This is a genomic window from Arcicella sp., from assembly GCF_964672035.1.
Map to the genome: position 1 here is coordinate 96,562 of NZ_CBABQS010000001.1, position 16,002 is coordinate 112,563.

General features: G+C 36.2%; 11 protein-coding genes. 9 read left to right on the top strand and 2 right to left on the bottom strand.

The genetic code is table 11. From position 1 onward, the window contains the following. The first annotated feature begins 79 nt into the window (after positions 1-79). The 9 genes from AC1W31_RS00425 (at position 80) to porN (ending at position 10,364) form a co-directional block, all read left to right on the top strand. A complete protein-coding gene (locus AC1W31_RS00425) occupies positions 80-511 on the top strand; it encodes a hypothetical protein (RefSeq protein ID WP_481732412.1) in 432 nt (143 codons plus the stop codon). A 207-nt stretch (positions 512-718) separates the two neighbouring features. After that, positions 719-1,594, top strand: coding sequence for a succinate--CoA ligase subunit alpha (gene sucD, locus AC1W31_RS00430; protein WP_481732413.1), 876 nt, complete (start codon positions 719-721; stop codon positions 1,592-1,594). 137 nt (positions 1,595-1,731) lie between these two features. Further along, the gene (locus AC1W31_RS00435; protein WP_481732414.1) at positions 1,732-3,030 is read left to right on the top strand and encodes a DUF4271 domain-containing protein; all 1,299 of its coding nucleotides are present in this window, start codon (positions 1,732-1,734) and stop codon (positions 3,028-3,030) included. Positions 3,031-3,139: 109 nt separating this feature from the next. Beyond that, positions 3,140-3,925 (top strand): uroporphyrinogen-III synthase, encoded by a 786-nt coding sequence (locus AC1W31_RS00440; protein ID WP_481732415.1) that lies wholly within the window; start codon positions 3,140-3,142, stop codon positions 3,923-3,925. A gap of 277 nt (positions 3,926-4,202) precedes the next feature. Next, positions 4,203-5,177 (top strand): PorP/SprF family type IX secretion system membrane protein, encoded by a 975-nt coding sequence (locus AC1W31_RS00445; RefSeq protein ID WP_481732416.1) that lies wholly within the window; start codon positions 4,203-4,205, stop codon positions 5,175-5,177. 245 nt (positions 5,178-5,422) lie between these two features. Continuing rightward, the gene (gene porK, locus AC1W31_RS00450) at positions 5,423-6,577 is read left to right on the top strand and encodes a T9SS ring complex lipoprotein PorK/GldK (protein WP_481732417.1); all 1,155 of its coding nucleotides are present in this window, start codon (positions 5,423-5,425) and stop codon (positions 6,575-6,577) included. A 265-nt stretch (positions 6,578-6,842) separates the two neighbouring features. Next, a complete protein-coding gene (porL, locus tag AC1W31_RS00455) occupies positions 6,843-7,625 on the top strand; it encodes a type IX secretion system motor protein PorL/GldL (protein ID WP_481732418.1) in 783 nt (260 codons plus the stop codon). Positions 7,626-7,743: 118 nt separating this feature from the next. Then, complete coding sequence (gene porM, locus AC1W31_RS00460) at positions 7,744-9,333, top strand: type IX secretion system motor protein PorM/GldM (RefSeq protein ID WP_481732419.1); 1,590 nt, start codon at positions 7,744-7,746, stop codon at positions 9,331-9,333. A 98-nt stretch (positions 9,334-9,431) separates the two neighbouring features. Continuing rightward, on the top strand, positions 9,432-10,364 hold the full coding sequence (porN, locus tag AC1W31_RS00465; protein ID WP_481732420.1) for a type IX secretion system ring subunit PorN/GldN: 933 nt from the start codon (positions 9,432-9,434) through the stop codon (positions 10,362-10,364). Between the two features lie 251 nt (positions 10,365-10,615). Here the strand turns inward: porN and AC1W31_RS00470 are convergent, their stop codons facing one another. Together AC1W31_RS00470 and AC1W31_RS00475 are read right to left on the bottom strand one after the other, a co-directional pair. Beyond that, positions 10,616-13,957 carry a VCBS repeat-containing protein gene (locus tag AC1W31_RS00470; RefSeq protein ID WP_481732421.1) on the bottom strand — a complete coding sequence of 1,114 codons (3,342 nt, stop codon included), beginning with the start codon at positions 13,955-13,957 and terminating at the stop codon, positions 10,616-10,618. Positions 13,958-14,142: 185 nt separating this feature from the next. Further along, on the bottom strand, positions 14,143-15,999 hold the full coding sequence (locus tag AC1W31_RS00475) for a RagB/SusD family nutrient uptake outer membrane protein (RefSeq protein ID WP_481732422.1): 1,857 nt from the start codon (positions 15,997-15,999) through the stop codon (positions 14,143-14,145). Between the last annotated feature and the right edge of the window lie 3 nt (positions 16,000-16,002).

The window sequence follows — 16,002 nt, forward strand, 5'->3', positions numbered from 1 at the left end:
CATTCGACTTTAAATGATACCCTTAATATTTGAATATTTTTTTCTTAAATTTGACCCACCAATCCATAATTACAAAAAAATGAACAAAGTATTCACAATCAGTACATTAGTGCTATCTATAATCTTCTCTTCTTGCGATAGATTGAGTAATTCAACCGAAAAAATTGGTGAAACAGCGGGCGATATGGTGAAAGGCATTGAAACGGGTGTGAAAAAAGCACGTGCTATCAATGTTTCTTACACCGAATCTTTATCTTCCAAAGGAATCACCAATGGTAAAGTTTCACTAAAAAATGATAAAGAAGGAACGGATAATCTTTTAAGTATTTACCTGATTTTCTCGAAAAGATTTAAGGGCAAAGTATCGGCAAAAGTCTATGATAATCAAGGCTTGGAAATGGGCAGAAGTTCCGTGAAAGTTGATGCTCAAAGCGGTGATGCAGGTTTTTATGATTTTCATTTTGATAAAAGAACGAATATCGACCGTGATGGAAAGATTGTTTTGGAGTAAAATATTGAGTAAAATATAGCGAAATGATTTTATGGGTTCGATGAGAATAAATATACAGTCAAAGCCACGATAAATATGTTGATTACCAAGTTTTGTTTTGATTCTCTTTTGTCCTTTGCTTTTCAGACTATACCTTTACACAAAATTTTTGGCAAGCGCCAGAGATAGTTTTTTGATTTTCATTAAATAACAATTCATACCAAAGAAATGAGTGTACTTGTAAACAAAAACTCAAAAGTAATCGTACAAGGCTTTACGGGGACTGAAGGTTCTTTTCATGCCCAACAAATGATGGAGTATGGCACCAATGTTGTCGGAGGTGTAACGCCAGGCAAAGGCGGTTCAACTCATCTTGACCGTCCCGTTTTTAACACCGTTATTGAGGCAGTTGAGAAGGCAGGAGCTAATACTTCAATTATTTTTGTTCCACCAGCATTTGCTGCTGATGCCATTATGGAATCTGCAGATGCAGGTATCAAAGTAATTATTTGTATTACGGAAGGTATCCCAACGAAGGATATGATTCAAGTGAAACAGTACATTAAAGATAAAGATACAACCTTAATCGGACCCAATTGTCCAGGCGTAATGACTGCGGGAGAATGTAAAGTTGGTATTATGCCAGGTTTCATTTTCACGAAAGGAAAAATTGGAATCGTTTCAAAATCAGGAACTTTGACTTACGAAGCCGTTGATCAATTGACGAAAGCAGGTTTAGGACAAACAACTGCCATTGGAATCGGTGGTGACCCAATTATTGGAACAACTACTAAAGAAGCCGTTGAATTATTGATGAATGACCCAGAAACCGAAGGAATCGTAATGATTGGTGAAATCGGTGGAGGCATGGAAGCAGAAGCTGCCAATTGGATTAAAGCAGATGGAAATCGTAAACCAGTTGTTGGTTTTATCGCTGGACAAACTGCACCAAAAGGTCGTAGAATGGGTCATGCTGGAGCAATCATTGGTGGTGCAGACGATACTGCTGCCGCAAAAATGGCCATCATGGAAGCCTGTGGAATTCACGTAGTTCACTCGCCAGCTGATATTGGCGAAACGATGTTGAAAGCTTTAGGATTATAAGATTTTATTTATAAATTTTCTAAGGAAGGCTTCGTTTTGAACGAAGCCTTCCTTTTTTGTTAAGTCTGAAAGACTTGAATAGCTTTATATCGTATATTGACCTATTTTTTGTAATTTTGCATCAAACAAGCCAATCAGTGAATATTATAACGCTTCATATTAATTGCAAGAACTTAAATGGATTCACCAAATCTCGTGGATTTTCTATTTTGACGTATTTTATGAATTGCGTTAGTAATATTTTCAAACAAAAATATACTACTTTTCATCTTCCCACTGCCTACTGCCTACTAATAACTACCTACTTTTTACTGCCAACTCAAGCAATCGCAAAAGGCGGATTAAGTCCTGATAATTCCTTTTATATTGTGCACGATTATCAAGATGATTGGCAGGTTTTTGATGAGCAATATAAAGCTTATGTCCCTTATGTACGGGAGCAACACAAGGACTACAATTCATTCAGCCTATTTTTTGACGTAGAAAATTATAAAGGCTATAAAATTCTTTACCGTTCAGAAAAGGAAAATTATCTCTTTGTTGATGCTTCCTTGCAGAAAAAACTTCCCATTTCAACTTTGGTCGTATTGGATGTTGATAGTTTGCAAAATGTATTCGGAAAGGCAAAATTGTTTCTTACCATTTATGGCACCAATACTAATGTCGAGGATATTTCAGTGCAAATTGGTAATAAAATCTCGAAGGCTCAAAAAGCCATTGAGATGAACGAATCATTATTGACGATTTTACCAAGAGATATTTCCCCATTTCAAAATTTCTTTGTGGTCGGTTTGATTCTTTTGGTTTGTTTTTATGCCTTTCTGTATAATTTTCAACCTAAATCTTTTGAACGATTCTTCAGCCCCCGAGATTTATTAACGATCACCAAAAGAGACAATTCTTTCGTTGTTAACAAACCTTTTGACTTAGGGAATATTTTATTTGTAATGAGCTTGAGTCTGACTTTAGGCTACATTTTTATGTTGATTAATCACGAAAAAAATGATCTTTTTTCAGCCAATAATATTCTGAGTGAAGGCGAAACGTTAGGAACTCTGATGCTCAACTTTTTGGAAATATCCACTATTATTTTTACAGCTTTAGTATTAAAATATTTTGCTTTGCGGATATTATCGAATCTTTATCGCCTTGATAATATTACCAATATTCACTATTTTAAAATTATTCAAGCCTCAAGTTTATTCTTTTTGGTTATCCTAATTATTCTGACATTTAGTACGGTTTCTATTCCAGAAATAGTGAAGAATGCAGAGAAATACTTATCTATTCCTATTTCTTTGTTCTTTATCGCAAGATTGGCATTATTGTACTTTACGATAAATAAGATGACGACACTAAAAAATTTATATTTATTTTCGTACCTTTGCATCGTTGAATTAATCCCTTTAATCGTAGGCATTCGTTTTGCCCTATAATTTTTGAATAATTTAACGAATTATTTTATTGAGTAAAGATGTAAACCAAAACAATTCACTCAATGAAGATTTGCCCCACAATTATAATCCCAGTTTAACTGCATTGAGTATGAGCGAAATCGCATTAACCGCACATCCAGACAGATTAACCAAAGTAACAAGTATTTTAGTTACGCAAAGCCGCCCAACCGACGAAAAGTCACCCTATTTTGAGTTGGCCCGAAAATACGATATTAAGGTTGATTTCCGCCCATTCATTGAGATTCAAGGAGTACCGTACAAAGAATTTCGTAAACAAAAAATTAACGTTCTTGACCATACGGCTATTATTTTTACCAGTCGTAATGCCATAGATCATTTTTTTAGAATCTGTAAAGAAGCTCGTATTGAAATGCCTGCGGACATGAAGTATTTTTGCATAACCGAACAGACTTCCAATTATTTGCAAAAATATATTGTTATCCGTAAGCGAAAAATCTTTACAGGTACAAAAACAGCAGCTGAGTTATTGGAATTAATCAAGAAACATAAAACCGAAAAGTTCTTGTTTCCTTGTTCTGATAAGCGTACAAACGACATTCCAGGTTTTATGGGAACAAATGATTTGCATTTGGCCGAAGCCGTAATGTACGAAACCATTTCATCTGATTTGTCTGATTTAGAAGAAGTAACGTATGATATTCTGGCATTTTTTAGTCCATCAGGAATTACATCCTTGATACACAACTTTCCAGATTTTAAGCAAAACAAAACACGAATTGCAGCCTTTGGACCCACAACTGCCAAAGCAGTTACCGAGGCTGATTTGATTCTTGATATTCAAGCACCGCTGCCAAATGCCCCTTCCATGACGGGCGCTTTAGAATTATATATCAAAAAAGCTAATGGTTTTTGATAGCGTGCGGAAATGATAAAAAATCCTGTAAAACGATGATGTTTTGCAGGATTTTTTTGTTGGAATTTATTTTGAAAAATCCTTAATTTAATCACTGAAGCTGCCACACTTAAAATACAATAAACGGCTTCATTTAATTTATAAAAATCCCTACAACAAAAAGTTAATAATTTACGTTAAAATTATCCAAGCTATAATCTTAGTGTATATTAGAATTCTTTACTATTTTTGAATTGAACTTATTTATGACTTTCATTATTTCGTTTTCTGAAACATTATGCAAAAGAAATTACTTTATATATTTTTAACGATATTTACTTTTTTAAGCGCTACAACTTTTGCCCAACAAGACGCTCAATTGAGTCAATATATGTTTAACCCCTTGTATATTAACCCTGCGGCCGCTGGCTTGGATGGTGTAACAAGATTTCAATTACATTATCGTAACCAATGGTCTGATTATCAGACTACTTTCGATGGAAATGGTGCATTGGGGACACAGATTTTTACGGCTTCAATGCCTTTAAACGGTTTACACAGCGGAATCGGCATACAATTTGTTAATGATAAAACACCTTCTGGTGCGGGGTATCAAAATATGCTTTTGTCGTATTCTTATCAAATTGGTTTGTCAAATGGTGCGGTGATTTCAATTGGTGCGAAAGGCGGTTTTCATACTAAATCTTTTGATTCAAAATTTCGTCCCCGTGAAACAGGTGATCCCATAGTGGATGCACTCACAGGCAGTGTGAATCAAACTAAAGCAGATTTTTCGGTAGGTGCTATTTACAAAGCCGCCAATTACCAAATAGGAGCAAGTCTTAACCATGTAAATTCACCAGTTTATAGTTTTGGACCTGATAAAACGGGGGCATACTCGATTAAACAAGTGCTAAACTTAACGGCAAGTTATGACTACTACTTAAACGATAACATCAAAGTAAGCCCAATGGCATTATTGAAAACGGATTTTAATACGAATGTTATGGAAGGAGGCGTAATTTTTACCTATGCCGATAAATATTGGCTTGGCGGTTCATATCGTTTAAATGATGCTGGCATTATTATTGCTGGGGTTTCGATGTTGAAAAACGACGCATTGCGGTTAGGATATTCCTTAGACTTAACCACCGTAGGAGCAACCGCCAAAGCCCCATTATCGCACGAAATTCTGATAAGTTATGCCATTCCCGCCCCAAGGCTCTTTGCAGGAAAGAAAACTCCTGTGCGTACCCCAAGATTTAGACATTAAGGTTTATTGCGAAAAACAGTAAATCATTGACAGACAACACAAAAAAATATTTATCTTTGTTATTCTGTTCACATACTAAATAGATAAGTCCTCACGTTTTTAAGAAGATTTAACAAATTTAGAATCAGATTAGATTGCGAAATAAAGGAACTTTTTCTCAGTTATTTAAAATATAATACAATCACATTTGAAATATCACTACCTAAATAGTTTCTTAGGTATCATTCAAAAAAGTTTATAACACTATGAATCACAGTGGAATTTTCAGGAAATCATTTTTGCTATTATTAGTAGTAATTCCTGTGTTGTTCTTGGAAGGTTGCTCTGGCGGAGGTAAAAAGTCAAGTAAGCCCACAGCAAACACAAGTAATAAAAAATCTGGCGGACGTAGGCCAGGTGCAGAACAGGCTCGTGGTGGTAAGAAATCAGGCAAAAGCAACAAAAAAGAGGATATTGGTATGCAGAACGGTGAAATCGCTGCAACTGCTCGTAAAGGTTGGAAACAAACCACTCCCCTTGGAATGGTACTGATTCCATCTGGTTCATACATGATGGGACAAGCCGATGAAGACGTAACTGCGTCGTCAGTGAGTTTCAACAAGCGTGTAACTGTTGCTCAGTTTTACATGGATGATACCGAAATTACAAATAACGAATATCGTCAGTTTACGGATGTAATGATGAAAGATTCAATTTCTGTAATTGGAGAAGAAAAAATTATTGCCGAATATTATCCTGATACAGCGGTTTGGAGTAAAGATTTTACTTATCATAATGGCGACCCAATGACGGAATATTATTTTTCAAGTCCAGCATTTGATATGTATCCAGTAGTAGGAGTGAGTTGGATTGCCGCAAGATATTTCTGCGAATGGAGAACCAAAGCGTACAATGATTATCGTACTTCAGAAGGTCAATATATTTCACCAAGATTCCGTTTGCCATCAGAAGCAGAATGGGAGTGGGCAGCAAGAGGAGGAAAAGCATCGGCTAAATATCCTTGGGGAAATCCTTACGTAGCAAATGGAAAAGGGTGTTTATTAGCCAATTTTAAACCACATAGAGGAAATTATGATGCTGACGGATATGCTTATACAGCACCAGCCAATATGTTTAATCCAAACGATTATGGTTTGTATAACATGGCGGGAAATGTAGCTGAATGGACATTAGATGCTTACGCAGACAATTCAGTGGCGATCACTTGGGATTTGAATACGATGAACGATGATAAAGACGAACCACGTAAAGTTATTCGTGGAGGTTCATGGAAAGACGTTGCATATTATTTAGAAACAGGTACTCGTTCTTATGAATACGAAAATAAAAAACGTTCATACATCGGATTCCGTTGTTCCATGAACCATTTAGGTCGTTCGTCAGGAAAAGAATTTAAGTAGGGGGGTAGGATTTAGAGATTAGTTTTTAGTGAAAAGTTTGTAACAATCACTTAATTATCATAATTCAACCAATATCATTTGATTACATTTAGTTTTATGAAAATAAACTAATTAAACAATAACACAAGCGAGGGAATTCAATCGTGATATACGACAAAGTTCCCTCGCTTAGTTTTGAGATATGGAAAGAAAGTAATTCCTAACTCACAATTTATAATTCAATAACCAGGTATTAGTCTTAAAACAAAACTATCTTTTAATCACAATGGAAAAAATCGTAAACGTCATTGCAAGTTTTGCAGCCGCAGTAGTAATTTTTGGAGCATTAGCGAAAATCCTTCATTGGAATAACGCAAACGAATGGTTGATGCTTGGTATGCTTACAGAAGTAGGTATTTTTATTATGTACGGAGTTCTATATTTAACGATGAAATCAAGTACAGACTATAATTGGGAAAGAGTTTATCCTGAATTATCAAAAGATTTTACGGGAGAGTTACCAAAAAGAAGTACTGCTTCAACCTCTGGAACTGGTTTGACTGCTAAAATGGATGAGATGTTGGCAAATGCGAAAGTTACGCCAGACATTTTTGATAATTTAGGAAAAGGAATGAAGTCTTTGACCGATACTGTTTCTAAAATTGGCGATATTACTGATGCAACGGTTGCTACAAGCGAATATGCGAAAAATGTGAGAACTGCATCGGGATCAATGATTGAGATGAATAAATCTTATGGAGTAACGATGAATGCAATGAGTGAAATGGCAAATGCTTCGCAAGATGCAAAAGAATATCGTGTTCAATTCCAAAAAGTTACTCAAAATATGGGCGCTTTGAATGCGGTTTATGAATTAGAGTTACAAGATACCAACAAGCATTTGAAAGCGATGAATTCTTTTTATGGTAATTTGACTACTGCAATGGAAAATATGGCTGATGCCAGTAAGGATACTCAACAGTTTAAGCAAGAATTATCTAAATTGACTACCAACTTGACTTCATTAAACAATGTTTATGGAAGTATGTTGACGGCAATGAAAGGGTAATTAGGTAGTAGGTTGAAGGTTTTAGGATTTAGTGATTTTCACTAACCCTTAAATCCTAAGCCTATCCCCTTAAAATAAAACTTAAACTAAAACCAAAATCCTATAAGCACATAATAACATGGCAGGAATGAAAGAAACGCCCCGTCAGAAGATGATTGGGATGATGTATTTGGTGCTAACAGCCCTACTTGCTTTGCAGGTGAGCGACGCCCTCTTACAAAAATTTGTATTATTGAACAATAGTTTAGAGACGGCAAATACTTCGTCGGTTCAAAAGAATATGGCCACGATTCAAGGAATGAAGGAATTATTAAAACGTTCTTCAAATCAAGCAAATGATGCTCAGTACATTACACAAGCACAAGAAGTACATAAATTGGCTGATGAAATGGTAGGCGAAATGGATAATTTGAAAAGTCTAATTATTGATAAAACGGGTGGTTATGATAAAGAAACGGGTGCTTTAGTCGGCATGAAAGAGACTGAACAAGTGTATGAACTCATGATTGGCAGTAAAAAACAAGGCTTGGCCTACAATTTAAAGACTCAATTAGATACCTATGTAGATAAAATTTCAAAATATGCTGATAAAGGCATGAAAATTGAACCTTTGGCATTATCAGGAAGTGAAGACCCAGCAATTTCAAAAGATGCAAATAATAAGAACAAAGATTTTGCGGAGTTAAATTTTGCAGAAACTCCAGTGCCAGCAGCTTTGGCAACTTTGAGTCAGAAACAATCAGAAGTTCGTCGTCATGAAAGTACTATTTTAGGAGAATTAGCCCGTAAAATTGGTCTTCAAGACATTAAGTTTGATAAAATTTTGGCCATGGTATCGGCAAAATCAAATACCGTTGTTGCAGGAATGGACTATGAAGCTGAGATGTTTATTGCCGCTTATTCTTCTGGAATTACCCCAAGAATGAGCTTCAATGGTTCATCGGTTCCAGTGAAAGATGGGAAAGGTCAAATTAAGTTTAAAGCCCAAGGTGGTCAATATGACGGTCGTGGACTTTCAAGAAAAACATATACGGCAACGATCTCTTTTAACGGACCAAACGGTGCTGAAACCAGAAATGTTGATCAAGAATATTTTGTATTAAAGCCAACTTATAACATCGAATCAGGAAGTTTACCGCCTTTATACTTAGCTTGTGCAAACAAATTAAGTATCGTAAGCCCAGGTTTAGGTGCTTTGTGGCAACCAAACATTACAGCCAATGGTGGTGAAGTACTTGCTGGTGGAGGTCCTGGAAAAATTACGGTTGTGCCAAGTGGTACTTCGGTTGAATTGAACATTAATAACGGAGGTATTTTATTAGGTGTTGAGAAATTCAGAGTTCGTAGAATTCCAAAACCAGAAATCAAAATATTTGGTAATGGTGGAGAATTAGACGAAAAACGTGGTGCGAGTGCGGCAGGTTTAAGAACTATTGAAGCTCGTGTTCTTGCAGAAGAATCATTCAAAGCAACTAATCCAGATGATGCTAAATACCGTTCTGGAGAAGTTTCAGTCTCTTTAGTAAGAGGTAGTAAAAGAGTAGGTGAGGTAACACTTCAAGGTGGAGGAAGTATTGGTTCATTATCTCAAAATGCCCAAGCAGGTGACCGTTATTACATTGAAGTACGTTCTTTTCAAAGACAAAATTTCCGTGGAACAGTTGAGACAACGCCAATTACGATTGTTAAAAATATTCCGTTGAATTAAAATATTTTTTCACGCTTTTCGTTATCCAAAATATGAAAATATAAGTTTACAAATCTTTGAAAATCAATTAATTGTAAAACTTGTCATTCCATAATTGTATGAAAAATCTTAGTAAAATTGCAGGTATCGCTCTTTTGTCAATGACGACTTGCACGTGGGTTTCAGCCCAGGAAAAAGACAATAAAGGTAAGAATCCAGATTCAGTTCGTCCGATCGACGAATCGAACATTATGTGGAAGCAACGTTTGTGGAGACGGATGGATTTGAACGAAAAGCAAAATCAGCCTTTCTTTTCAAAAGGTAATGAAATTACAAAATATCTCATGGAATGGGTGCAAAGCGGTGTTTTGCAACCATATAAAAATGATTCCTTGAAAACTAAAATTACCAAAGAAGATTTTATAAAGAATTTGGTAATGGAAAATATAGGTAATGATAATGCTTTATCTGATGCTGAAAAAGCCGCAGGATTTGGTACTGAATCTGCAGGAGGAACTACTGCTGGTGCGGATGATGGTTGGGGGGATCCAAAACCAAAAACGCCTGCCACTGGCGGAACAACTCCAGCTAAGAATGATGGGTTCAATAATCCAGTACCTACTTCAACTGATGTGAATAATTTATATTACGCCAAGCAACTATCAGTTTTAGAGATTCGTGAAGATGCTATTTTTGATAAGCAACGTTCACGTTTGTATTACGACATTCAGTCAATTACGATAATCATTCCTGCAAATATGACAACGGCAGGCTTTGATAAGAACGTTGGGTCTTTCAGATATAAAGATTTAGATAAATTGTTCCGTAGTAATCCAAATTGTGTTTGGTATAACGAACAAAATGAAGCACAACACAAAAATATGGCTGATGCTTTTGATTTGCGTTTGTTTCACGCTCGTTTGACTAAGAAAGGTAACTCGAAAGATGATGATTTAGATACGATTTACGGAGGTTCAAAACAAGGTTTGATTCAATCTCAACAATTGGAATATAAATTGATGGAGATGGAACATAATCTTTGGGAATATTAAAATTTTGATTTTAGATTTAAGAAAAGAGAGTGTCAATTTGGCATTCTCTTTTTTGTTTTCCAATGACTACAGCCTGTAAATAGTAAGTATATTAGCCTTAAAAGTCATATATAAGCAACAATTGAATTGTCCAAGCTTTCTGTTATTTGACTAATTTTGTTAAGTTAAAATTTGCTTTTGCCAACTGTATAAGTGTTGGTTTTGTAGAAGCTTATGGTATAAGCCCATTTCGTCTGAAGGCGTACCCTACCTTATTTTTTCAACTGATAACTCAACATTTTCTTTTCATTAATTCCAAAAAGTAACAAATCATTTACCTGCATCGCACTTCGCACATCGCCTTTTAGTTTAAAACCTGAAAGAGATTGGTTCAAATATTGAAAATTTCCTTTTCCATTTCCTTTCATCAAAAAGCCGTAATTGGCATCCATTCTACCTAATCTGATTTTGGTATGCAAATTATTGCCACAAAGTAAAACATCATCATTGCCATCTTTATCAAAATCTAAAACTGTTATCGTATGCACGGGTGCATATTGAGCTTGTGCAGGCAACGGACTTGCTTTGAATTTGGAGGTTTTGGTACTCAAAAATAACGTAGTTTGTAAATGATTTGCCCTTAAATGCCCCGCATCTTTCAAATCTTCGGGGGTAAAAATGGTTTCTAAAGTGGCATCGGCATAACTTTCATACGTGGGATATTGCGAACGATAACCACCAATCTGATTGAGTAATTCATCTCTGGTAACGTAGGGGTAACTCTTTCCCTGAATATGACAGCACAAAATGGATTCAATTGAACCATTTTTATCAAAGTCTTTATAATACGTTTCCGCAGGGGCATTCTTATTAGCTTTTATCTGAGAATTATCCCCCCAATTGCCAATTATTAAATCGGGTTTATGGTCTTTATTAAAATCTCCAATGGCAATTTTATTCCAAAAACCATTATAATTTTTTTCGAAATATGTATCGGTTTTATTGACCATTTTGCCTTGTTCAAACGCAAAAATACTGACGGGCATCCATTCACCCACTACGACTAATTCCTTTTGATTATCCTGATTCAAATCTATCCAAACGGCATCGGTTACCATACCAATTTTTTCCAATTCAGGAGCCAATTTTTGTGTTTGATTAGTGAAATGTCCTTTTCCATCATTCAATAAGAAATAACTGACTGGCGTTACTGGATATTTGCCTGGAATCATTCTTGAACCCACAAAAATATCCATAAATCCATCTCCGTTTACATCATTGACCGCTAAGCACGATTTACTCGAAAGCATTGGAGCCAAGGTATTTAGGCTTTTTGTGTAGTTGCTTTTGCCATCATTCAAATATAATCGGTCTTGCAAAAGAGCATCGTTTTCCGTTAAAGAATGATACCCTCCACTTGCCACATAAATATCTTGAAATCCATCATTATTAACATCAAAAATAACGGCACTCGCATCGTGATTTGCCTTATCAGTTTCAAAGGCAGGAATTTTCTGTAAGGCAAAACGCCCACCTTTTTGTTGAATATATAAAGAGGCACTTTGTCCAGCGGCTCCACCCACAAAAATGTCGTCTAAACCATCTTTGTTCAAATCGCCTTTTGCCATACAAGGTCCGGTGTAGGACGGTTCGCTAATAAGTAGTAATTGTCTGTCAAAATCATTGATAGAAATATCGGGATTTTGGTAAGGAATAGGAGAGTAGATTTCGGTAAAAAATGTTTTGTCAGTAAGTTTTTTTGAAGGATTTTCGTTGGCATTAATTTCAGCTAACGTAAGTATTTGATTAACCGTTAAATTTTTGAGAGTTTGCTGTTTTCCGCTCGACCAAACGATTTTTAAGGAATCAATTTTAGGCTCTTTTCCTAAGCCAAAATGTAGTACGGGCGAAATGGCAGATAAATATCCTCTGGTAATTGTTTGATTTTGAGTTTGGATGTTGAGTTTGGCATAAATACTTACCTTACTGCCAATGCCTTGCGTATTGCCGTTTTTACCCTTCAATTTTATTTGTAAATAATTATTCTTTTTTAGTTTTTCGGATTCATTTCTGTAAATAAAAGCGGGTTGATTAATGTTATTGACAATCATGTCCAAGTCGCCGTCATTGTCCAAATCTGCATAAGCCGAACCATTGCTGTTGGAAGGTCTATTCATACCCCAAGAAGTTGTTTCATTCGAAAAAGAACATCCATTTTGATTTTTGAATACATAATTTACCACATTGGAAGCAGGCATTTTTGTAATAATATCCAACACATCTTCACGGACTAATCGACCTTTTTGTTGCACATAATTATCCATGTATTTGATGAAATCCATGTTGGTATAATCGTGATAATAACCATTACTGACGAACAAATCTTTCCAACCGTCATTGTCAAAATCGGCAAAAAGAGCCGCCCAACTCCAATCAGTATTTGAAATTCCTTGCACTTGCCCAATTTCTGAGAAATCACCATTTCCATTATTGACATGAAGCATATTTCTCATGTACTGGTAATAAAAACCACTCTTAACATTGAGGTCAAATTTGGCAAAATTATCGGGTGCCAATAACAATTTCTGACGGTGATTGCCTTCAGGAATCATGTCAAGCGTGAAAATATCATCTTGTCCATCGTTGTTCATATCGGAGACATCATTGCCCATCGAAAACTGGCTTGTATGACCCAAACTTTGTTGAACGGTATTACTGAAAGTGCCATTTTTGTTATTCAGATAGAGATAATCAGGCACGGCATAATCATTTGATAAATAGAAGTCTATCCAACCATCGTCGTTAAAATCTGCCATTCCCAAGCCCAAACCGTAACTCAAAGCCGAACCATTGATACCCGATTTTGTGGTTACATCGTCAAAATGTCCATTGGTTTGTTTGAACAATCGTAAGCCTTTTTCGGGGTCATCGGTTTTTAGGAATTCTGCCGTACTGGCTTCGTTGAGAATGGGTAAGTTTTTGGGATTATGATTTAATAAAAGCATATCTAAATCACCGTCTTTGTCATAATCCAAAAAGTAAGATTGATTACTAAATCCCTGACTCGCTAATCCGTATTCTTCCGCTTTTTCGATGAAAGTGGGAATTCCCTTCGCATCATTTCCTTGATTGATAAATAATTGATTTGCTCGTTTTTCTGCGGGCATCGCACCCGAATAACAGAGATAAATATCCAACTTTCCATCCGCATTTATGTCTACCGTATTCACGCCCGTTTTCCATGGTCCAGACCTTCCACTTGCTCCTGATATTTCGGTAATGTCCTCGAATTTCCATGAGCCCTGATTTAAGTAAAATTTATTTTCACTCATATTAGAAGTAAAATATAAATCAATATTGCCATCTCCGTTAAAATCTCCCGAAGCTACACCGCCGCCGTTGTAGAAATATTCGTACATTAAAATATTTGTATTCAAGCCTTCGTTGAGGATATTTTGAAAACCAACGCCCGTTTCTTCGGGGGTGAGGAGCGTAAAAAGGGTAGGCTCATTTGTGGAAGATTGTTCCTGATTCGGTTTGTTTTTACAAGCCGTTAAGCCAAGAAAAACAAACAGTATAAAGCAAAGAGAACAGTTTGAAGAAATACGGAACATGAATGAAATGGTTAAAAAAAATCTATTCCCTAAGATAAGGAAATAGATTTTTTGTTTTGCAAAGATTACAGAAAATTAAGAATTTTGTTAAACTTCCCGAAAGTTTAACACTTTCGAGAAGTTACTCCAAATCATGTATTATATCATTAAAATTCTATTTCCGCTTGTATTATTTGGGAAAAGAATTAATACCCAGGATTCTGAATCAATTTATTATTACGATTTATTTCGTCACGACTAATCGGCAAGAAATATATTTTATCATCCCAGTTACGATTTTCTTTTCCGGGGTCAATTTTACCCACCGTATAATTATAATCGTAGTTGGTTGGGTCGTATTTATAAATTGTTACACTTTTGCCAGCTTTTAATGTCCCCTTTACATTGATGATACTCGCTTTACGTCCAAGAGTGGTTGGGGCAATCATCCAACGGCGTGCATCGTGGTAACGTTGTTCTTCAAATACCATTTCAACTCGACGTTCATTACGGTAACGCTGACGAAGAGCATCACCAGTTTCAGTAGCAGCCGGCATACCTGAACGAAAACGGATTTGATTTAACCATTTTTTCGCTTCGGCATCTTCTCCTAATTCTATACAGGCTTCTACATAATTGAATATTGCTTCGGTGTAACGTAAAAACGGCCAAGGAATTTGTTGCCAAGAGTTTTGATCAACCAAGGCTGGATTTGGGTCTGTAAATTTACGCATATAATAACCCGTATAACTACCATTCCAGTCTTCAATGCTACTTTTACGAGTATCTAAACCGAATTGAATTTTTTTAACTCCTCCCGATATTATTTCATATTCTCCCGTTTGGATTTGATTGGCTGGGTCAAGCGGAGCAGCACTTGCAGAGCGTGGTTTCCAAGGCGAACCTTCATATAAAATAGTTGATCTTAGCCGTGGGTCACGGTTATCGTAAGGTTTGCTTGCGTGTTCTGGTTTGTTCCAATCGAACCTCGAACCATCCATCATTTCATAATCATCAATCAACTCTTGGATTGGCGTATTTCCTGCCCAGTTATTGTAGCCATTTGGTCCGTTGAAAAGTCCGACACGTCCACCATCTTCATTTTTACTTTGGATAAAATATCTTCCAAAAATAATTTCGTTTTGTCCACCATTTTTTCCCAACGACTGATTTACGTAGTTTGTCGCTGCTTGGTCAGCCGAAACAGGAGCAGAAAGTCCTAATTGAAAACCAAATCCTGGAACATCCAAAACTGCTTTTGCAGCAGCTTTTGCTTTTTGCCAACGGTCAGTACGGCTACCACTTACAAGTCCTAAAAGTTCAGGTTTTGTTGCTAAAGCCATTGCCTTAGATTTAACCTTTGCGGTAGGCACATCATACAAATCGCTCGCAGCATAAATCAGAACACGGGATTTTAGGGCTAATGCAGAGGCTTTTGTCGCCCTACCTTTTTGTAAAGATTTACCGTCAAGTAGAACAGCCGCTTCATCGAGGTCTTTCACGATAAAATTAAGACATTCTTCATAACTATTACGAGCGGATAAGAAATCACTATCTGATAAAGCAAATGCTTTATCAACAATAGGCACACCACCATAGTAACGCACTAATTGATGGTAGTAATAGGCTCGCATAAATTTAGATTCTCCAATCAAACGCTCAACGATGTTATTGGTATTTGGAAATTGTGGTTTTGCTAAATTTTGCAAAGCAAGATTACACGCTCTGATTCTTGAATACATATTCGCCCATCCAATAGTACCGTTAATCCAACCTGGGGCGGCAGGGTTACTTCTACCTTCTGTAACAGTTGTTATGTCTCTTCCAGGGTGCGTAAAAATGGTTTCATCAGTTAATGATGCCAACATTTGCTCGTTAAAACCCCCAACTCCTAAACCTCCATACAATTCGCTCACAAAAGCCTCGGCTAAAGAAGCATCGCTCCAAACCACATTTTCAGATAATTGGTCAAGCGGTTTGGTATCTACAAAGTTATCATTACAGCTTACCGTAAAAAACGAAGCCACAATAAGTGATAAGGTTATTTTTTTATATCGTTTCATTTT